Origin of the sequence: Streptomyces sp. AM 2-1-1 (assembly GCF_029167645.1) — a bacterium.
Lineage (GTDB): Bacteria > Actinomycetota > Actinomycetes > Streptomycetales > Streptomycetaceae > Streptomyces.
Genome location: NZ_CP119147.1, coordinates 733,038 through 752,321 on the forward strand (window position 1 = coordinate 733,038; position 19,284 = coordinate 752,321).

The 19,284-nt window shown below is 72.7% G+C and carries 16 protein-coding genes; 5 read left to right on the plus strand and 11 right to left on the minus strand.

The features are described from left to right. Positions 1-5: 5 nt before the first annotated feature. Positions 6-1,643, minus strand: a complete 1,638-nt coding sequence (locus PZB77_RS03085; protein ID WP_275490960.1) for an ABC-F family ATP-binding cassette domain-containing protein — start codon at positions 1,641-1,643, stop codon at positions 6-8. A gap of 180 nt (positions 1,644-1,823) precedes the next feature. On the opposite strand from PZB77_RS03085, the gene PZB77_RS03090 reads away from it, so the two are divergent. Then, the gene (locus tag PZB77_RS03090; protein ID WP_275490961.1) at positions 1,824-2,387 is read left to right on the plus strand and encodes a hypothetical protein; all 564 of its coding nucleotides are present in this window, start codon (positions 1,824-1,826) and stop codon (positions 2,385-2,387) included. 101 nt (positions 2,388-2,488) lie between these two features. Continuing rightward, positions 2,489-3,433 (plus strand): FAD-dependent oxidoreductase, encoded by a 945-nt coding sequence (locus PZB77_RS03095; protein ID WP_275490962.1) that lies wholly within the window; start codon positions 2,489-2,491, stop codon positions 3,431-3,433. 93 nt (positions 3,434-3,526) lie between these two features. On the opposite strand, the gene PZB77_RS03100 is transcribed toward PZB77_RS03095, so the two are convergent. Continuing rightward, positions 3,527-5,275, minus strand: coding sequence for a BCCT family transporter (locus tag PZB77_RS03100; RefSeq protein WP_275490963.1), 1,749 nt, complete (start codon positions 5,273-5,275; stop codon positions 3,527-3,529). 121 nt (positions 5,276-5,396) lie between these two features. Next, entirely contained in the window at positions 5,397-6,284 is an 888-nt protein-coding gene (locus PZB77_RS03105; RefSeq protein WP_275490964.1) for an oxygenase MpaB family protein, read from the minus strand. Between the two features lie 323 nt (positions 6,285-6,607). Here PZB77_RS03105 and PZB77_RS03110 point away from each other — a divergent pair, with 323 nt between their 5' ends. Further along, positions 6,608-7,576: an oxygenase MpaB family protein gene (locus PZB77_RS03110; RefSeq protein WP_275490965.1), complete on the plus strand. Its 969-nt coding sequence runs from the start codon at positions 6,608-6,610 to the stop codon at positions 7,574-7,576. On the opposite strand, the gene PZB77_RS03115 is transcribed toward PZB77_RS03110, so the two are convergent. Continuing rightward, positions 7,563-8,207 (minus strand): TetR/AcrR family transcriptional regulator, encoded by a 645-nt coding sequence (locus tag PZB77_RS03115; protein WP_275490966.1) that lies wholly within the window; start codon positions 8,205-8,207, stop codon positions 7,563-7,565. The two genes, PZB77_RS03110 and PZB77_RS03115, sit on opposite strands and share 14 nt — an antisense overlap. An 84-nt stretch (positions 8,208-8,291) precedes the next feature. Next, on the minus strand, positions 8,292-8,729 hold the full coding sequence (locus PZB77_RS03120) for a hypothetical protein (RefSeq protein WP_275490967.1): 438 nt from the start codon (positions 8,727-8,729) through the stop codon (positions 8,292-8,294). A 293-nt stretch (positions 8,730-9,022) separates the two neighbouring features. Here PZB77_RS03120 and PZB77_RS03125 point away from each other — a divergent pair, with 293 nt between their 5' ends. Further along, on the plus strand, positions 9,023-9,760 hold the full coding sequence (locus PZB77_RS03125; protein ID WP_275490968.1) for a MerR family transcriptional regulator: 738 nt from the start codon (positions 9,023-9,025) through the stop codon (positions 9,758-9,760). Positions 9,761-9,829: 69 nt separating this feature from the next. On the opposite strand, the gene PZB77_RS03130 is transcribed toward PZB77_RS03125, so the two are convergent. The 4 genes from PZB77_RS03130 to PZB77_RS03145 all read right to left on the minus strand — a co-directional run bounded on the left by PZB77_RS03130 (position 9,830) and on the right by PZB77_RS03145 (position 15,777). Next, entirely contained in the window at positions 9,830-12,001 is a 2,172-nt protein-coding gene (locus PZB77_RS03130) for a 3-hydroxyacyl-CoA dehydrogenase NAD-binding domain-containing protein (RefSeq protein WP_275490969.1), read from the minus strand. A 102-nt stretch (positions 12,002-12,103) separates the two neighbouring features. Further along, positions 12,104-13,318: an acetyl-CoA C-acetyltransferase gene (locus tag PZB77_RS03135; protein WP_275490970.1), complete on the minus strand. Its 1,215-nt coding sequence runs from the start codon at positions 13,316-13,318 to the stop codon at positions 12,104-12,106. Positions 13,319-13,377: 59 nt separating this feature from the next. After that, positions 13,378-14,520 (minus strand): acyl-CoA dehydrogenase family protein, encoded by a 1,143-nt coding sequence (locus PZB77_RS03140; protein ID WP_275490971.1) that lies wholly within the window; start codon positions 14,518-14,520, stop codon positions 13,378-13,380. A 105-nt stretch (positions 14,521-14,625) separates the two neighbouring features. Beyond that, positions 14,626-15,777, minus strand: coding sequence for a CaiB/BaiF CoA-transferase family protein (locus PZB77_RS03145; RefSeq protein ID WP_275490972.1), 1,152 nt, complete (start codon positions 15,775-15,777; stop codon positions 14,626-14,628). A 289-nt stretch (positions 15,778-16,066) separates the two neighbouring features. On the opposite strand from PZB77_RS03145, the gene PZB77_RS03150 reads away from it, so the two are divergent. Continuing rightward, the gene (locus PZB77_RS03150; RefSeq protein ID WP_275490973.1) at positions 16,067-17,257 is read left to right on the plus strand and encodes a saccharopine dehydrogenase NADP-binding domain-containing protein; all 1,191 of its coding nucleotides are present in this window, start codon (positions 16,067-16,069) and stop codon (positions 17,255-17,257) included. A 38-nt stretch (positions 17,258-17,295) separates the two neighbouring features. On the opposite strand, the gene PZB77_RS03155 is transcribed toward PZB77_RS03150, so the two are convergent. Both PZB77_RS03155 and PZB77_RS03160 read right to left on the minus strand, forming a co-directional pair. Beyond that, positions 17,296-17,973: an endonuclease V gene (locus PZB77_RS03155; RefSeq protein WP_275490974.1), complete on the minus strand. Its 678-nt coding sequence runs from the start codon at positions 17,971-17,973 to the stop codon at positions 17,296-17,298. Positions 17,974-18,070: 97 nt separating this feature from the next. Further along, positions 18,071-19,099 (minus strand): S66 peptidase family protein, encoded by a 1,029-nt coding sequence (locus PZB77_RS03160; RefSeq protein WP_275490975.1) that lies wholly within the window; start codon positions 19,097-19,099, stop codon positions 18,071-18,073. Positions 19,100-19,284 lie beyond the last annotated feature (185 nt).

Sequence of the window (19,284 nt, forward strand, 5' to 3'; positions counted from 1 at the left end):
GGCGATCAGAGTTCCGTGATCCTGCCGTCCGCGACCTCGATGCGCCGGGTCGTACGGACCGCCTCCAGCATCCGCCGGTCGTGGGTGACCAGCAGGAGCGTGCCGTCGTACGAGTCGAGCGCGGACTCCAGTTGCTCGATGGCGGGCAGGTCCAGATGGTTGGTGGGCTCGTCCAGCACCAGCAGGTTGACGCCCTTGCCCTGGAGCAGGGCGAGCGCCGCGCGGGTCCGCTCACCGGGCGACAGCGTGGTCGCCGGACGCATGACGTGGTCGGCGCGCAGGCCGAACTTGGCCAGCAGGGTGCGCACTTCGGCGGGTTCGGTGTCCGGGACGGCCGCGCAGAAGGCCGCCAACAGCGTCTCGTCACCGAGGAAGAGCTTGCGCGCCTGGTCGACCTCGCCCACTACGACGCCCGAACCCAGCACGGCGGAACCGGAGTCGACCGGCACCCGCCCCAACAGCGCTGCCAGCAGGGTGGACTTGCCCGCCCCGTTGGCACCGGTGATGGCGACACGGTCGGCCCAGTCGACCTGGAGGGAGGCGGGTCCGAAGACGAAGTCGCCCCGGGTCACGCGGGCTTCGCGGAGGGTGGCGACCACCGAGCCGGAGCGCGGCGCGGTGGCGATCTCCATCCGCAGCTCCCACTCCTTGCGCGGCTCGTCGACGACGTCCAGGCGTTCGATCATGCGCTGGGTCTGCCGTGCCTTGGCGGCCTGCTTCTCGCTCGCCTCGCTGCGGAACTTGCGGCCCAGCTTGTCGGAATCGGTGGCCTTGCGCCGGGCGTTCTTGACGCCCTTGTCCATCCAGCCCCGCTGCATCTGGGCGCGGCCTTCGAGGGCCGACTTCTTGTCGGCGTACTCGTCGAACTCCTCGCGGGCGTGGTTGCGGGCCCGCTCCCGCTCCTCCAGGTAGGAGGCGTAACCCCCGCCGTAGAGGTTGATCCGCTGCTGGGCGAGGTCGAGTTCGAGGACCTTGGTGACCGTGCGGGTGAGGAACTCGCGGTCGTGGCTGATGACGACGGTCCCGGCGCGCAGCCCGGAGACGAAGCGTTCGAGGCGCTCCAGCCCGCCGAGGTCGAGATCGTTGGTGGGCTCGTCCAGCAGGAAGATGTCGTAGCGGGAGAGCAGCAGGGAGGCGAGACCGGCACGGGCGGCCTGTCCGCCGGAGAGCGCCGTCATGGGGAGGTCGAGGCCGACGGTGAGTCCGAGGTCGGCGACCACCTCCTCGGCCCGCTCGTCGAGGTCGGCGCCGCCGAGGTCGAGCCAGCGTTCCAGGGATTCGGAGTACGCGTCGTCGGAGCCGGGCGCCCCGTCCATCAGGGCCTGGGTGGCGGCGTCCATGGCGGCCTGGGCGTCGGCGACGCCGGTGCGCCGGGCGAGGAAGTCCCGGACCGTCTCCCCGGGGCGCCGTTCGGGCTCCTGCGGGAGGTGGCCGACGCCTGCGGTGGGCGGGGAGAGCCGCAGCTCCCCCGCCTCGGGCCGGTCCAGCCCCGCGAGCAGCCGGAGCAGGGAGGATTTTCCGGCCCCGTTGACCCCGACGAGACCGATCACGTCCCCGGGGGCGACGACGAGGTCGAGCCCGGAGAAGAGCGTGCGGTCGCCGTGTCCGGCGGCGAGGTCCTTGGCGACGAGAGTGGCAGTCATCAGGGTGCCGATCCTAAGCGTTCCGTGCCGCCCGACCGTCAACCGGCCCGGCCCCGGGCCCGGAGGGAACCTCCCGGCGGCGCGGGTCGCGGGGGCTCCGCCGGAACCTGACCGGACCGTTGCCGCGTCCGGGTAACGGGACCCATGAGTTTCCACCGGGACACCGAGGAGGATCGGCCGATGACGGGATCGGGAAGGCGCGGGTACGGGATGCTGCCGGCGGTGCTGCTGCTGGCAGCGGCGGCGGGGTGCGGGACGCACCGGCCCGGGGACGCCACCGGGGCGGGGCTGCCTTCGCGCCCGCCGTCGAGCGGGTCGGCGGACTTCCCCTGCCCCGGCGAAGACCCCGAGCCGTCGCCTCCCGCCGGCGCCACCGCACCGGCCGCGACCGCCGCGCCGACCGACCACTACGCCGAGAACCACGGATTCAGGGTTCCCCTCCCGCTCCACGGCCGGAGCCGCTGCGACGGGCTCGCCGTGACCGGACGCGTCGAGAGCGCGCTCGAACCGTTGCGCGAGCGCGGTGATTTCTCACCGCGACACGTGAAGGACGTGCTCGACCGACTCGGCTACCGCACCGCGACGGCCTACGAGAACGGCCCGACGGGAGTCGGCTTCCTCATCGTCTTCCCCGCGTCCCCCTGGTGCGTGGAAGGAACGATGAACCGCGGCGCCACCTCGGCGGACGCCTTCGGCGGCTACCCCGACGGCACCGACTGCGAGCCCCCGCGGGGCGGCCACTGACGGCCCCCGGAAGCGTCGCCGGTGCCGTGCCGGGGCAGGATCCGCAGGGCGGGGACACCGGCCCGCGGGGACGGGTGTACGAGCGGCGACGGGGGTGCGGCATGCCGGACGTGATCGTGGTGGGCGGCGGGGTCAGCGGACTGACGACGGCGCTGGTGCTGGCGGAACGGGGCCACCGGGTGCGCGTCTGGTCGAGGGACGCGGCCGGGGACACGACCTCGGCGGTGGCGGGGGCCCTGTGGTGGCCGTACCGGATCGAGCCGGCCCGGTCGGTGGGCGACTGGGCCCTGGAGACCCTCGCGGTCCACCGGGAGCTGGCGGCCGGCCCGGAGGAGACCGGGGTACGGATGGTGGCGGGGGTCCACCTGGGCGAGCGCCTGGCGGCGCTGGGCCCGTGGGCGGAGCGGCTCGCGGACGCGGTGGAGGGGGCCGAAGGGCTGCGGGTGACGCTGCCGCTGCTCAGCATGGCCGACCACCTGGCGTGGCTGGAGCGGCGGCTGCGGGCCGCGGGCGGCACGGTCGAGCGGCGGGCGGTGCACGGCTTCGGGGAGGCCGCCGCCGAAGCCCCGGTGGTCGTCGACTGCGCCGGGCTGGGGGCCGCGGCGCTGGCCCCGGACGACGGGGTGCGTCCGGTGCGCGGGCAGCTGGTCGTGGTGGAGAACCCGGGGATCACCGAGTGGTTCGCCGCGCCCGATCCGGCGACGGGCTGGACGACGTACGCCTTCCCCCAGCCGTACGGGCTGGTGCTGGGCGGGACGGCGCAGGACGACGACTGGTCCCTGGAGCCGGACCCGGACATCGCCGCGGAGATCGTGGCGCGGTGCACGCGGATCCGTCCCGTGATCGCCGGGGCCCGTGTCCTGGGGCACCGGGTGGGGCTGCGGCCGGCCCGGGACGCGGGGGTGCGGATCGAGGCGGAGGACCTGCCGGGCGGGGGCCGGCTGGTCCACAACTACGGGCACGGCGGCGCGGGTGTCACGGTGGCCTGGGGCTGCGCGCGGGCCGCGGCCCGGCTGGTGGACCGCATCGCGCTCCGGGCTCCGTGACCCCCTGTCGCCCCACCGCCGGCCGGACGTCCCGGCCGGCGGGCCGAGGGGGGACGGCGGACACCGCCGCCTCCGCACCGCGCGGGTGGCGGGTCAGCCGGTCGTCGGCCGGTCCGGCGGGGAGGCCGGGTCCTCGTGCTGGTGCCGGTGGTCCTCGGTGATCTCGCTGCCCGGGCCGATCCGGATCTCGAAGTCGCCGTCGTACCTGGCGTGGCCCTGGATGACCGCGCTCTCGACCGCCTCGACGCCGAACTCGTGGCGGACGATGAGCGGGTCCTGGCGCAGGTCCCGCATGAGGGCGACGCACATGCCGACCATCACGATCGTGAAGGGCGCGGCGACCAGGATGGTGAGGTTCTGCAGCCCGGCCAGCGCGTCGCCCTCGCCGTCGCCGATGAGCAGCATCACGGCGGCCACCGCCCCGGTGACGACGCCCCAGAAGACGACCACCCAGCGGTGCGGCTCCAGCACCCCCTTCTGCGAGAGCGTGCCCATGACGATGGAGGCGGCGTCGGCGCCGGAGACGAAGAAGATGCCCACGAGGATCATCACCAGGATGCTCATCAGGGTGGCGGCCGGGAACTGCTGGAGCACACCGAAGAGCTGCGCCTCGGGGGTGTCGGCGCCGCCGAGTTCGCCGGCCTCCTTGAGCCGGATCGCGGAGCCGCCGAAGATCGCGAACCAGACGAGGCTGACCGTGCTCGGCACCAGGATGACCCCGCCGATGAACTGCCGGATGGTGCGTCCGCGGCTGATGCGGGCGATGAACATGCCGACGAACGGCGTCCAGGAGATCCACCAGGCCCAGTAGAAGACGGTCCAGGAGGCCAGCCAGTCGGCGACCTCGCCCTCCCCGGTCGCCTCGGTGCGCCCGGCGAGCTGGGGCAGTTCGCGGAAGTACTCGGCGATGGAGGTGGGCAGCAGGTCGAGCACGATGATCGTGGGGCCCGCGACGAACACGAAGACGGCGAGGATCAGGGCGAGCACCATGTTGATGTTGGAGAGCCACTGGATGCCCTTCTCCACCCCGGAGACGGCCGAGGCGACGAAGGCCACGGTCAGCACGGCGATGATGGCGACCAGCAGGCCGGTGCCCGTCTTCTCCCGCCAGTCGAGCTCGTGGAACCCGCTGCCGATCTGGAGCGCGCCCAGGCCGAGGGAGGCTGCGGAGCCGAAGAGCGTCGCGAAGATCGCGAGGATGTCGATGACCCGGCCGGAACCGCCCCGGGCGTGGCGCTCCCCGATGAGCGGCTCGAAGACGGCGCTGATCGTCTGCCGCCGGCGCCGCCGGTAGGTGCTGTACGCGATGGCGAGCCCGACGACGGCGTAGATCGCCCAGGGGTGGAGCGTCCAGTGGAAGAGGGTGGTGGCCATGGCGGTCTGCATCGCCTCGGCCTCGTCGACGGGGCGGGTACCCGGCGGCGGATCGGTGAAGTGGGCCAGCGGTTCGCTCACCCCGTAGAACATCAGGCCGATGCCCATGCCGGCGCTGAACATCATCGCGACCCAGGAGACGGTGCGGAACTCGGGTTCCTCCCCTTCCTGGCCGAGCGAGATCCTGCCGTAGCGGCTGATCGCCAGCCAGAGCGCGAAGACCACGAAACCGGAAGCGGCGAGCATGAAGGCCCAGCCGCCGTTGTGGATGAGTCCACCGAGCAGATCGTTGGAGACGCTCTCCAGGGAGTCGGTCGCGATCGAACCCCAGAGCACGAAGGCGAGGGTGAGGACGGCGGTGACTCCGAAGACCACCCGGTCGGTGGTGGGTCTGCGCCCGTGGCGGGAGTCTTCGGGGAGGTCCGCCGTGACGGGTGACCTCTCCGGCCTCTGGTCGTCCTGCGGCACGTGTGACACCTTTCGGGAGTCCGGAAATGACTCCCTGTAGGCAGTACCACACACGGAGTGGCGCCTGCGGGATCCGCGCGGCGTCGGCCGGGGTCTTCCCGGATCCGGGCTCTCGCGTTCCCTACCGCGCCTGCCGTCCGGTCGCGCCTCCCGCGCGAGCCGCGCGGCGTGCCTCGCGCGCCATCGGCAGGTACCGCAGCCGTTCGGGCAGGACCGGCACCACGCGGCGCACGACCGCGCCGAAGCACCGCAGGCGTCTCTCCTGCGCCGGGGTCCACTCCAGGCCGATCGCGGCGCGGGCGTCGGGCGGCATCAGACCGACCGTGAGGAAGGACCGGAAGCGGGCGAGCGGTGGCAGGAGCACCGGCCACAGCACGCGCGCGAGGAGGCGCAGGGGCAGCGGGCCCCGGTCGGGCGGCGGTACGGGCCGGTCGGCGGCGACGAGTTCCTCGACCACCGCGTTCCGCTCCACCTCCTCGGCGAGCACCTTGCGGTAGTAGGGCCAGAACTCCTCGACCGTCGGGGGCATGTCCCGGTCGTGGATGCCGAGGACCCGGCCGACCTGGAGCCACTCCCGGTACAGCGCGCGCTCCTGGGCTTCGGTGAGGGGCCGCACCAGGTAGCGGGACGCGTGCCGGTAGACCGGAAAACCGGTGGCGTGCACCCAGGCGTAGTTCGCCGGGGTGAGGGCGTGGTAACGGCGCCCCCGGGAGTCGGTGCCCTGGATGGTGCGGTGCATGGTGCGCAGCCGGCGCCCCTCCGCCGCCCCTTCCGCGCCCCCGTACACCCAGAGCTGGAGGGAGCGCAGGGAGCGTTCGCCGCGTCCCCACGGGTCGGTGCGGAAGACGGAGTGCTCGTCGACGCCCGCGCCCACCGCCGGGTGGGCGACCTGGAGGGCGAGGGCCGCGGGCAGCATCAGCAGGCCCCGGAGATCGCCGGCGAGGCTCCACAGCACCCCGCCGGGCGGAGGCGGCACGGGGTCGGTCCGCTCGGTTCCCTGGCTGCTCATACGGTGCTCCCGGCGATCGGTGGACGGACGCCGCGCCTCCTCGCAGGGTCTGCCCGCGGGTCCGGCTTCCAGTATGCGAGCGGGCGGGCGGGGTGGTGCGGGCGGGCGTGCCCCGGGGGTCGCGCCCTCGGCCGCGGCGCGCGGATTCCCGCCGGCCCGTTGACGCGCCGATGAAACAAGTCAATAGTATTTGTAACATTGACTCCGAGCGTCCCGTCCGCGTCAACCGCCTTGCTCAGGTGGGACTTTGACCGTCGGACGGCACGGATCGCCGAACGGGGTCGGCACGATGAACCGCACACATCAGCAGGAGGGTGCACATCATGGGCCGTTACAGCCGCCTGAAGGCGATCCGCGGGATGGACCCGGAGCGGGACTGCGCCGAGATCCTGCGGCTGATGTCCCAGTACGAGTTCCCGTGGGACTACCGGCAGGGCGTCAGCGTCGCGTTCCTCCGCGACTTCGGGGTCCCGCGCATCTCCGTACTGCTGGACCGCACCCAGGAGTTCGAGCGGAACGGGCAGAAGCGCTACGACGACACGGTGCTGATCGGCTACGAGATGGCGGCCGACGGTTTCGACTCCGCACGCGGACGGGCCGCCGCGCGCCACCTCAACCGCATCCACGGCCGCTACCGCATCCCCAACGAGGACTACCTCTACGTCCTGGCCACCACCGTGGTCGGCCCCAAACGCTGGATCGACCGGTTCGGCTGGCGCCCCCTGTGCCGCCAGGAGGTGCAGGCCCTCGCCGAAGTCGGCCGCACCATGGGGCGGATGATGGGCATCGCGTCGGTTCCCACCACCTACCAGGGGTTCGAGGAACTGCTCGACGCGTACGAGGCGGAGATGTTCGCCCCGGCACCGGCGAACCGCCGGGTCGCGACCGCCACGTTACGGACGATGGCGAGCCGGTACCCGTCCCCGCTGCGTCCGCTGGTCGCCGGCTTCGCCCTGGCGCTCCTGGACGAACCGCTGCTGCGCGCCCTGGGGTTCACCCCGCGGCCCGGGTGGATGAGGACGCTCGCGGTACGAGCCGTACGGGCCCGCTCCCACGTCGTACGGCTGCTGCCCGCGCGGCCCGGATGGCTGCCCTCGCGCCCGCGCCCGCGCAGCTACCCCTTCGGCTGGCGGCTGGACGACCTGGGGCCGCACTGGGCGCAGAACCGCCCGGTCGAGCCGCTCCCGGACGAGGCGCCGGGAAGGCCGGGGGTGCCTCCGTGCACGGCACCCGGGGGTCGCTCCCGGTCCCGGACCGGGGTGCGCCGGCCCGAAGGGCTCACCCGGCCGTGAGGAGGGGGACGAGGCAGCGCCGGGCGAAGGCCGCCACCTGCTCGTCGTCGTCGAGTTCGAAGCAGCTCAGCGGGTTGAGGAGGAAGGAGACGGTGATGCGCACCATCACCTCGGCGACCGGCGCCGAGTCGGTCTCCGGCCGGCCCTCCATCCGCTGGGCGTGCCGGAGGCGGTCGGTCAGGAAGTCGCGCATGGCGAGGAGCGCCGGGCCACCGTCCACCGTGAGGAACGGCAGCATGACCTCCGGTTCCAGCTTCAGCAGACCACCGATGAGCGGGTGTTCCCGCACGTGCCGCAGGACCGCGACGAAGCCGGCGACCAGCCGGTCCTCCACGGTCGGCAGCGCGGCCACCGCCTCGTCGACCTCGCCCACGAAACGGCGGTACTCACGGAGCAGACACGCGGAGACCAGGGCCTCCTTGTTCCCGATGCGCCGGTAGACCGTCACGCGGGAGACCTTGGCCCGCCTGGCCACGTCGTCGACGGTCGAGCGGCGCAGCCCGAAGGTCATGAACTGCTCGCGTGCCGCGTCGAGGATCTGCTCACTCAGCGCGTCGGAGGGCGGGGCTTCTTCGAGGGCCCTCGCCCTCAGCACCTCGTCCAGCGCCTCGCCCCCGACCGGTCCCGTCATGCGCTCTCCCCGTGTCGCCGCCACCCGGCGCCCACTTTAACCGGAGGTGCTACAGGGAGACGTGCCCCGTCGCTCCGTAGCGCGCTACGCGCTTACTCCCCCCTCGGGGAACATGCCGAGGAACCTCTCCATCTCGTCCCGGGACAGGTACGTGATGCTCAGCCGCGTCGGCTTCGCCTTGCCGGGGAATCGCAGATACAGCGCGCTCCGGGTCTTGCCCCGCTTCACACGGGCGACCAGACCGCCGGTCTCGGCGAGGGGGATGACATGGACCAGCTTCCCGGGACGGTTCTTCAGGAGGGACCCGCGATGGACGTAGAGGGAGCGGGCGGTGACGGTGAGGAGATACCTGTCGACGAGGAGCGTGCCCATCGGTCCCAGAGCGCCCATGGCGAGCGGCGCGGACCCGCTGCTGCCGATCAGTACCAGGCCCGGCTTCTCGGTCGGGTCGAGGCGCCGTACGGCTCGCCGCGCTTCGGATATGAGTTCGGATCGCGCATCGACCGCTCCGAGCTTCGCCATGAGGCCACGTCCTTCGACAACTCGTGTCCGATCTGGACACGAGGGCAATCTCTCACAGCCCTGACCAGGTACGACGCGACCGGTCGCCCGGCTCGGGGACCGAGGGCGCCGCGTCGGGGTGATCGTGCACGTCGGCCTACCTGATCCCGGCATGGTGTGCGCGGTACGGGCGGCCACCGGCAACGGCCGGGGAGGCTTTCACCACAGTGGTGAGACAGCAATACTGTTGCACGCGATCGCCGCCCGGGGCGATCAGGTCCGATCCGGCCATCTCCGGGCACCGAGGAGCAGACATGGCGACCGCGCCCGAGGAGTGGACCCTCACCGTCGACGAGTTGGCGGCCCGGGCGGGGATGACCGTGCGCACCGTGCGGTTCTACAGCACCCGGGGGCTGTTGCCGCCGCCGGTCATCGGTCCGCGCCGGGTCGGGCACTACGGGCACGGGCACCTGTCGCGGCTGGCGCTGATCGAGGAACTCCAGCGGCAGGGAATGACGCTGGCCGCGATCGAGCGGTACCTCGAACAGCTTCCGGAGGATCTGAGCGCGCACGATCTGGCGATCCACCGGGCGCTGGTGGCGTCCTGGGCCCCGGACGGGGTCGAGGAGATGACCGGCGCGGAGCTGGAGCGGCGGGCGGGCCGGCCCCTCACCGAGCAGGACCTCGACCGGCTGGCGGCGATGGGGGTGCTGCTGGACACGCCCGAAAAGGCCTCGGAGGGCGTCCACCGCGTTGATCCGGGGCTGCTCCGGCTGGGGGTGGAGCTGCTGGACGTGCCGATCGCGCACGAGACGATCCTGAGGGCGCGGACGGTCCTGGTGGAGCACACCCGGGCAGCTGCCGCCGAGTTGACGCGGCTCTTCCGGGACGAGGTGTGGAGCCCGTACCGGGAGCGTGAGGCGGACCCGGAGCACGTGGCCGCGATGAAGTCGCTCTCGGTGCACATGAGGCCGCTGGTGATGCAGGCCCTGGTGACCGCTTTCCAGCGGTCGCTGACGGCCGAGCTGCGCGCCGCGTTCCGGGCTCCGTGACCGTGGGGCCTCACGCGCGCAGGGGGCCCGCCGCGTGGCGGGCCCCCTGCGGGGACGTGACGGCCGGTGTCAGTCGTGGAAGGTCTCGCCGTTCGCCGCCATCTCGACGAGCCGGGCGGGCGGCAGGAAGCGGTCTCCGTACCGTTCGGCGAGCTCGCGGGCGCGGGCCACGAAGCCGGGCAGACCGCCTTCGTACCCGTTGACGTAACTGAGGACACCGCCGGTCCACGGCGGGAAGCCGATGCCCATGATGGAGCCGATGTTGGCGTCGGCGACGGAGACGAGGACGTTCTCCTCCAGGCACCGGACGCTGTCCAGGGCCTCGGAGAAGAGCATCCGCTCCTTCATGTCCTCGAACGGGACCGCGGCGTCGGCCTTGCCGAAGTGCTCGCGCAGGCCCGGCCAGAGCGCGCCGCGGCGGCCCGACTCGTCGTACTCGTAGAATCCCGCACCGCCGCTGCGCCCGGGCCGCCCGAACTCCTCGACCATCCGGTCGACCACGCCGTCCGAGGGGTGCGGGGTCCAGGTGCCGCCCGACTCCTCGATCGCGCGCCGGGTCTCCTCGCGGATCCTGCGGGGCAGGGTGAGGGTCAGCTCGTCCATCAGGGAGAGGACCTTGGCCGGGTATCCGGCCTGGGCGGCGGCCTGTTCGACGGAGGCGGGCTCGACACCCTCGCCCACCATCGCGACGCCCTCGTTGATGAACTGGCCGATGACGCGCGAGGTGAAGAAGCCGCGCGAGTCGTTGACCACGATCGGGGTCTTGTTGATCTGGCGGACCAGGTCGAAGGCGCGGGCCAGCGCCTCGTCGCCGGTGGCTCCGCCCTTGATGATCTCGACCAGCGGCATCTTGTCGACCGGCGAGAAGAAGTGCAGTCCGACGAAGTCGGCGGGGCGGGTGACGCCCTCGGCGAGGACGGTGATGGGCAGCGTGGAGGTGTTGGAGCAGAGCAGCGCGTCGGGAGCGACGATGCCCTGGATCTCCTGGAACACCTTGTGCTTGAGGGAGGTGTCCTCGAAGACGGCCTCGATGACGGCGTCGCAGCCGGCCAGGTCGGCGGGGTCGCCGGTCGGGGTGATCCGGGCGAGCAGCTCGTCGCGGGCGGCCTCGGTCGTGCGCCCCCGGGAGAGCGCCTTCGCGAGCAGCTTCTCGCTGTACGCCTTGCCCCTCGCGGCGGCCTCGGTGGTGACGTCCTTGAGGACCACCTCGATACCGGCCCGGGCGCAGGAGTACGCGATGCCGGCGCCCATCATTCCGGCGCCGAGCACGGCGACCTTGCGGACCGTGCGGCGCTCGACGCCCACGGGGCGGCTGGCACCGGAGTTGACCGCCTGGAGGTCGAAGAAGAACGCCTGGATCATGTTCTTGGCGACCTGGCCGGTGACCAGTTCGGTGAAGTAGCGGGACTCGATCGTCTGCGCGGTCTCGAAGTCGACCTGCGAGCCCTCGACGGCCGCCGCCAGGATGTTGCGCGGCGCGGGCATCGGGGCCCCGGCGAGCTGTTTCCTGAGGTTGGCCGGGAAGGCCGGGAGGTTGGCGGCGAACCGGGGGTGGGAGGGGGTGCCGCCGGGAATCCGGTACCCCTTCACGTCCCAGGGCTGCTGGGACTCGGGGTGCGCGTCGATGAAGGCGCGGGCCTTGGCCAGCATCTCCTCGCGGGTGGCGGCCACGTCGTGGACCAGGCCGTTCTCCAGCGCGCGTGCCGGGGTGTACCGGGTGCCCTGGAGCAGCACCTTGAGCAGCGCGTCGGCGATGCCCATGAGGCGTACGGTGCGGGTGACGCCGCCGCCCGCCGGGAGCAGGCCGAGGGTGACCTCGGGCAGACCGATCCGGGAGCCGGGCGCGTCCAGCGCGATCCGGTGGTGGCAGGCGAGGGCGATCTCGTAACCGCCTCCGAGGGCCGCGCCGTTGATGGCCGCGACGACGGGGATGCCGAGGGTCTCGATGCGCCGGAGCGAGCGTTTGATGGCCATCCCGGTGTCGAAGACGGCCTGGGCGTCCTCGGGGCGGGCCTTGATCATGTCCTTGAGGTCGCCGCCGGCGAAGAAGGTCTTCTTCGCGGAGGTGACGATGATGCCGCGGAGGTTCTCCCTCTCGGCCTCGGCGCGGTCGGCGATCGCCGCGACGGACCGGGTGAAGGCCTGGTTCATCGTGTTGGCGGACTGGTCGGGGTCGTCGAGGACGAGGGTGACGACTCCGGTCCCGTCGTCTTCCCAGCGGATGGTGGTGCTCTCGGTCATGGGGTTCTTCTCCGTAGGCAGGCGGGCGTGGCGGGGGACGGGGCTGGCCGGGGGGTGTCGGACGCGTGGAGGCGCGAGGTCACGGCCGCGCGCCCCACACCCTCAGAGCCGTTCGACGACGGTGGCGACGCCCATGCCGCCGCCCACGCAGAGCGTGACGAGTCCGTACCGCAGGTCGCGCCGTTCCAGTTCGTCGACGACGGTGCCGAGGATCATCGCGCCGGTGGCGCCGAGCGGGTGGCCGAGCGCGATGGCTCCGCCGTTGACGTTGACCTTGTCCAGGTCGATGCCCATGTCGCGGACGAAGCGCAGCACGACTCCGGCGAAGGCCTCGTTGATCTCGACGAGGTCGATGTCGTCGATGGTGAGCCCGGCCTTGGCGAGCGCCTTGCGGGTGGCGGGGGCGGGGCCGGTGAGCATGATGGTGGGCTCGGAGCCGGAGACGGCGGCGGAGACGATCCGCGCGCGCGGGGTGAGGCCGTAGCGCTCCCCGACCTCCTGGGAGCCGATCGCGACGAGCGCGGCTCCGTCCACGATCCCGGAGGAGTTTCCGGCGTGGTGGACGTGGTCGATCCTCTCGACCCAGTGGTACTTCTGCAGGGCCACCGCGTCGAAGCCGCCCATCTCGCCGATGGTGGCGAAGGAGGGCTTGAGGGAGGCGAGCGAGTCGGCGGTGGTGCCGGGGCGCAGGTGCTCGTCGTGGTCGAGCACGACGAGGCCGTTGCGGTCCTTGACGGGCACCACGGAACGGCCGAAGCGGCCCTCCTTCCATGCCTCGGCGGCACGCTCCTGGGAGAGTGCGGCGTACTCGTCGACGGCGCGGCGCGAGAAGCCCTCGATGGTGGCGATGAGGTCGGCGCCGATCCCCTGCGGGGCGAATCCGGTCTCGAAGCTGGTCATCGGGTCCATCGCCCAGGCACCGCCGTCCGAGCCCATGGGGACGCGGGACATGGACTCGACGCCACCGGCGAGGATGAGGTCCTCCCAGCCCGAACGGACCTTCGCGGCGGCGAGGTTGACGGCTTCGAGCCCGGAGGCGCAGAAGCGGTTCTCCTGGACGCCGGCGACGGAGTCCGGGAGTCCGGCCGCGATGGCGGCGATCCGCGCGATGTCGGAGCCCTGGTCGCCGAGCGGGCTGACGACACCGAGGACGATGTCGTCGACGGCCGCCGGATCGAGATCCGGGAAGCGGCGGAGGGTCTCGTGGATGAGGCCGACGACCAGGTCGATCGGCTTGGTGCCGTGCAGGGCCCCATTGGCCTTGCCGCGACCGCGCGGGGTGCGGATCGCGTCGTAGACGAACGCTTCGGTGCTCAAGACAACAGCCTTTCGGGGGAAGGTGCTCGGGGTTCCGGGGTGCGGGCGGGCGTCCGGGTTCAGGAGAGCAGGGAGCGGCCGATGATCTCCTTCATGATCTCGGTCGTCCCGCCGTAGATGGTCTGGATGCGGCCGTCGGTGTAGGCCCTGGCCACCGGGAACTCCGCCATGTAGCCGTACCCGCCGTGCAGTTGGAGACAGCGGTCGGCCACCCGCTTCTGAAGTTCGGTCGCCCACCACTTGGCCATCGAGGCGTGCACCGCGTCGAGCGTGCCGTCCGCGTGCTCGACAATGCACCGGTCGAGGAAGGTGCGGGTGACGGCACACTCGGTGGCCATCTCGGCGATCTCGAAGCGGACGTGCTGGAGCTTGGAGAGCGGACGGCCGAACGCCTCGCGCTCCTTGACGTACCGGGTGGTGATCTCCAGCAGGTGTTCCGCGGCGGCGATGCCCGCGACCGCGATGCCCATGCGCTCCTGGGCCAGGTTGGTCATCAGGTGGAGGAAACCGCCGTGGAGTTCGCCGAGGAGGTTCTCCTTGGGTACCCGGACGTCATGGAAGAAGAGTTCGGCGGTGTCCTGGGACTTCTGGCCGATCTTCTCGAGGTTGCGGCCGCGCTCGAAGCCGGCCGCGCCGCGTTCGACCACCAGGAGGGAGAGCCCTTTGGCCCCACCCTCGGGGGCGGTGCGGGCGACCACGACCACCAGGTCGGCGAGGATGCCGTTGGAGATGAAGGTCTTGGAGCCGTTGAGGAGCCAGTGGTCGCCCCGGTCCTCGGCGGTGGTCCGGATGCCCTGGAGGTCCGAGCCGGCACCCGGTTCGGTCATGGCGATGGCGGTGACGGTCTCGCCGGAGCAGAAGCCCGGCAGCCAGCGCCGCTTCTGCTCGGGGGTGGAGAGCCGGGTGAGGTAGGGGCCGACGATGTCGTTGTGGAGGCCGAGGGCGAGGCCGCTGACCCCGGCCCGGGTGAACTCCTCAGCCAGTACGGCGCTGTAGCGGAAGTCGTCGTTGCCGCCGCCGCCGAACTCCTCGGGGACCGCGAGGCCGAGCAGCCCCTGCCGGCCCGCCGCGCGCCACGCCTCGCGCGAGACGATGCCGTCGTTCTCCCACTGTTCGTAGTGCGGGAGGACCTCCTTGGCGAGGAAGGTGCGGACGGTCTCACGGAACACGTCGTGTTCCGGGGCGAAGATCTGCCGGTTCACCGGGCCTCCTGGAGTGGCGTCGGGTCGGTGCGGTCCGGCCGGTCCGGCACGGTGCCGGTGGCCGCGGTGCCTGAGCGTCGTCTCCGGGCGGCCGGTGCGCGGGGGTCACCCTTCATCCGGCGACACCTCCGGCCGCTCGTCGAGCAGGTCCGGCACGCCCCACTCCGCGGCCACCGACTGAGCGCCGGTACCGGGCAGGGCGGGGGCGGTGCGTACGGCGGTGGGGGTGGCCGAGAAGCGCGGGGCGGGGGCGGGCTGGGTGATCCCGGCGTGCTCCACGAAGGTGGCGCGGGCCGCGAGGTGCGGGTGCGCCGGCGCTTCGCGCAGGGAGAGGACCGGGGCGACGCAGGCGTCGGTGGATGCGAACACCTCGGTCCACTCGGCACGGGTACGCGTACGGAAGCGGTCCGCGACCGCGGTGCGCAGCTCCTCCCACCGGGCGAGGTCCGCACGGTCGGGCACCGTGTCGGGGAGGCCGAGGAGCGCGCTGAACTCGTCGTAGAACCGCTGTTCCAGCGGTCCGACGGCCATGGCCTCGCCGTCCGAGGTGGCGTAGGTGCCGTAGAAGGGGCAGCCGCCGTCGAGGAGGTTGGAGCCGCGCCGGTCCTGCCAGGCGCCGGCCGCCAGCATGCCGTGGATCATCGTGGCGAGGTGGGCGGCGCCGTCGACGATCGCGGCGTCCACGACCTGGCCGCCGCCGTCGGGGGTCCGGGCGTGCTGGAGGGCGGCCAGCACGCCGACCACGAGGTAGAGCGAGCCGCCCGCGTAGTCGCCGAGGAGGTTGGCCGGGACGGCGGGGGGTTCGCCGGGGCGCCCGATCATGGAGAGGGTGCCGGTGGGCGCGAGGTAGGAGATGTCGTGCCCGGCGCGCTGGGCGAGCGGCCCTTCCTGGCCCCAGCCCGTCATCCGCCCGTAGACGAGCCGGGGGTTGCGGCCGAGACAGGCGTCGGGGCCCACTCCGAGCCGTTCGGCGACGCCGGGGCGGTACCCCTCGATCAGGATGTCGGCGCGTTCGACCAGGGCGAGGACGGCGGACGCGCCCGCCCCGGTCTTGAGGTCGAGCACGACGGAGCGCTTGTTGCGGTTGGTCAGGTCGCGGGCGGGGTCGATGCCGAGCACGGCACCGCCCGGCCGGTCCACCCGGACCACGTCGGCGCCCAGGTCGGCGAGCAGCATCGCGGCGAACGGGCCGGGCCCGATGCCCGCCAGCTCCACGACCCGCACACCGGCCAGCGGACCGTTCCCGGTCGCGGTCATCCAGGGCCTCTCCTTCTGATCGCGCCGGGGCCCGGGTCCCCGGCACCGGACCCCTGCTCCCCAGCCCTGTCCGGACGAAGGACCCGAGCCCTCAGCGGTATGACACAACCGATGTAACATCGACGATGCTAAGAACGACCGCCGCTCCGCACAAGGCTTTTCGCCGAGCGAGCGCTTAGTTTTGACGTTTCCCATGGTGCACCGTCACACGCCGTCCCGCACCGAGTGCCACGCACCACCCGATGGCCTCGGCGGCCGACCACCCGGAACCACCCCGGAAGAGGCACGCATGAAGAGGCATCACGGATCGGAACGCCCCTACGACGTCGTGCTGTACGGCGCCACCGGCTTCGTCGGCACCCTGACCGCCGCGTACCTGGCGGCGCACGCTCCCGAAGGGGTGCGCTGGGCGCTCGCCGGGCGCAGTCGCGGCAAGCTGGAGCGGCTGCGCGCGGAACTGGCCGCGGGCCACCCGCGGCGACCGGAGCCCGCGCTCCTCGTCGCCGACGCCGACGACCCCCGCGCACTGCGTGAACTCGCCCTCTCCGCAAGGGCGGTCGCCACCACCGTCGGACCCTTCCTGACGTACGGGAACGCCCTCGTCGCGGCATGCGCCGGGGCGGGTACGGACTATCTGGACCTCACCGGCGAGGCCGAGTTCATCGACCGGACCTGGCTCGACCACGACGCGCTCGCCCGGGAGACCGGGGCGCGCCTGGTGCATGCCTGCGGCTTCGACTCGGTGCCCCACGACCTCGGCGCGTACTTCACCGTCCGGCAGTTGCCGGCGGGCGTGCCGCTGCGCGTCGACGCCTTCGTCCGTACCCGTGCCGTCTTCTCCGGGGGCACGTTCGCCTCGGCGGTGAACGCGATGGGCCGGGGCCGGCAGATGCTGGCCGTCGCCCGGGAGCGCCGGGCGCGCGAGCCGCGGCTCACCGGCCGTCGTGTCCGCACCCCGCTCGGGGCGCCGCACTTCAGCGCGGCCACCGGCACCTGGGCGCTGCCGCTGCCGACCGTGGACCCGCAGATCGTGGGCCGTTCGGCACGCGCGCTGGAGTGCTACGGCCCCGACTTCCGCTACCGGCACTTCGCCTCGGTGAAACACCTGCCGGTCGCACTGGGCGGGACGGCGGGCACGGCGGCCCTCGTCGCGGCGGCCCAACTGCCCGCTGCCCGCAACTGGCTGACCGGCCGCTACCGGGCGGGTGAGGGGCCGGACGAGGCCCGCCGCAAGCGGAGCCGGTTCACGGTCCGCTTCGTCGGTGAGGGGGGCGGCCGACGGGTCTTCACCGAGGTCTCGGGCGGCGATCCGGGGTACGACGAGACGGCGCGGATGCTCGGCGAGGCCGCTCTCTGTCTCGCCCTGGACGATCTGCCGGAGACCGCGGGCCAGGTGACGACGGCAGTGGCGATGGGCGATGCCCTGCTGGAGCGGCTACGGGCCTCGGGGCTGGGCTTCCGGGTGGCGGCCCGGCTCTGAGCGGAGGCGCGAGAGGGGGGACTGCCGCGGCGGCCGGTTCAGCCGGCCGCTTCCCGCAGTGCGCGCCGGCAGAGCGCGTCGGCCCTGCGGGTGGTCTCGGGCTGGCGGAACTCCCGCGTCAGCGCCAGTGTGTGGGCGCAGGCGGTCTCCAGCGTGGTGCGGTGCCCCAAGGAGACGAAGACCGGCTTGGTGCCGTCCCTGGTCCGCAGGGCCCGTCCGACCTCCTCCGTACCGTCCCGCAGCGCGGAGGAGTCGCCGCGCCTCGGGCCGGGCTGCTGGAACGCGAAGGTGAACGGGTTCTTGGCCACCCCGATGACCGGCAGACCCGTCAGCACCCCGAGGTGACTGGCGAGGCCGAACCGGCGGGGGTGGGCCACTCCGTACCCGTCGCAGACGACGAGACCGGGATCGGCCGAGAGCGACTCCAGCGCGGCCAGCACCGTCGGGATCTCCCGGAAGGCCAGCAGTCCGGGGACGTACGGGAAGGTGACCCGGCCCACGGCAGTGGCCTCCGCGACCACGTCGAGGGTCGCGGCGTCCAGCACCACGGCGGCCGCCACCACGAGGTCCCGCTCGTCGTCGTAGGCCACGTCCACCCCGGTGGCGTGGCCGGAACCGGGGGCCGGCCCGAAGTCCTCGGCCACCACGAGATCACGCAGCCGGTTCTGGACGGCACGTGCCTCGGCCGCATCGGCGGGCACGGCGAAGGTCGTCATGGCGGGTGAGTGTAGGGGGTCGGTGCGTGCGGCGGTGATCGACCGACTGGCGGGACCGGCGTCACGTGCTCGCGGACGCGGCGCCCGGCGCGGAACCTCAGTCCAGTGTCTGGACCAGTTCACTGCGCGTCGGGGTGTGCACCACGCGGCCGCGTGCTCCGTTGACGAGGGGCAGGTACGGCGGAACGTGCCCGCACTCGACGTCGGCGACGATCGGGACGTTCAGGGTGCGGAGGGCGTCCAGAACGGCCTGGTGCTGGGTGAGTGAGGGTGCGTCGGGCGCCGACGTCCTGCCGACGAGGATCGCGTTCGCCGCGTCGAAGAAGCCGGCCAGCCGCATCCCGTGCAGGTTCCGGCAGATGGTGAGGGCGTCGTCGCCGCACGCTTCGACGTAGACGAGGAGCCCGTCGGGGGCCTCGGCCCGTGCGAAGGCGGACGGGTCGAGGTAGGGCGTTCCCGCGATGTTGACCAGGGTCTCGATGCAGCCCCCGATCAGGCGTCCCTCGACGTCCACGTCACCGTCGCCGTCCAGCCTGGTCCACCCGCCGGGCGTGTCGAGCCGGTACGCGCTGACCTCGGGGTGGAGGGCGTAGTCGTCCCAGCCCGTGGCGCGGTGGCGGCCGGGCGGTCTCTGGGTGAACCGGTGCCCCTGCGGAGCGGCGGCGATGTCGAGCCACGAGAGGAGGCCCTCGGGCGTCTGGTAGGGCGTGTCCATCAGGTTGTTGCCGTGCAGGGTCGCCACCCCGGTGAGGAGGGTGAGCGGCGCCATGATCGTCGACATGTCGGAGTACCCGACGAGCCAGGTCGGCTCGGCGTCACGCAGCCGGTCCCGGTCGAGCAGGGGCAGCAGGTCGATCGCGGTCTCCCCGCCCCAGGGCGGCACCACCGCTCTGATGCCGGGGTCCGTCAGCATCTCCGTCAGTTCGGCGGCGCGGTCGGCGGCGGTGGCACTGACGTGGCCGGCACCGTCCATGCAGCGGCCGACGACCACCTCGTACCCCCGCGCCTCCACGACGCGCACGGCCACGTCGAGGCGCGCACGCAGCTCCTTCGGGACCCCGCTGGAAGGAGAGGTGACGCCGACGCGGTCACCGGGACGCAGAGGTGCTGGGTATCGAACGGACATGCCCCGGAGTGTGGCACGGCGCGACGACCGCACCCTCACGAGTTTCGGCACGTCCCGCTCGGCGGCGCTCTCCCGGGGCCCCGCCGACGGCCGCTGCGGCACGCGGGACGCGCCCCTCTCCGACCCGGCGGGGTCCGTGCCGCGTCCGGTCGGTACGGGCGGCGCGGCGGTGCGGGCATCGGGAA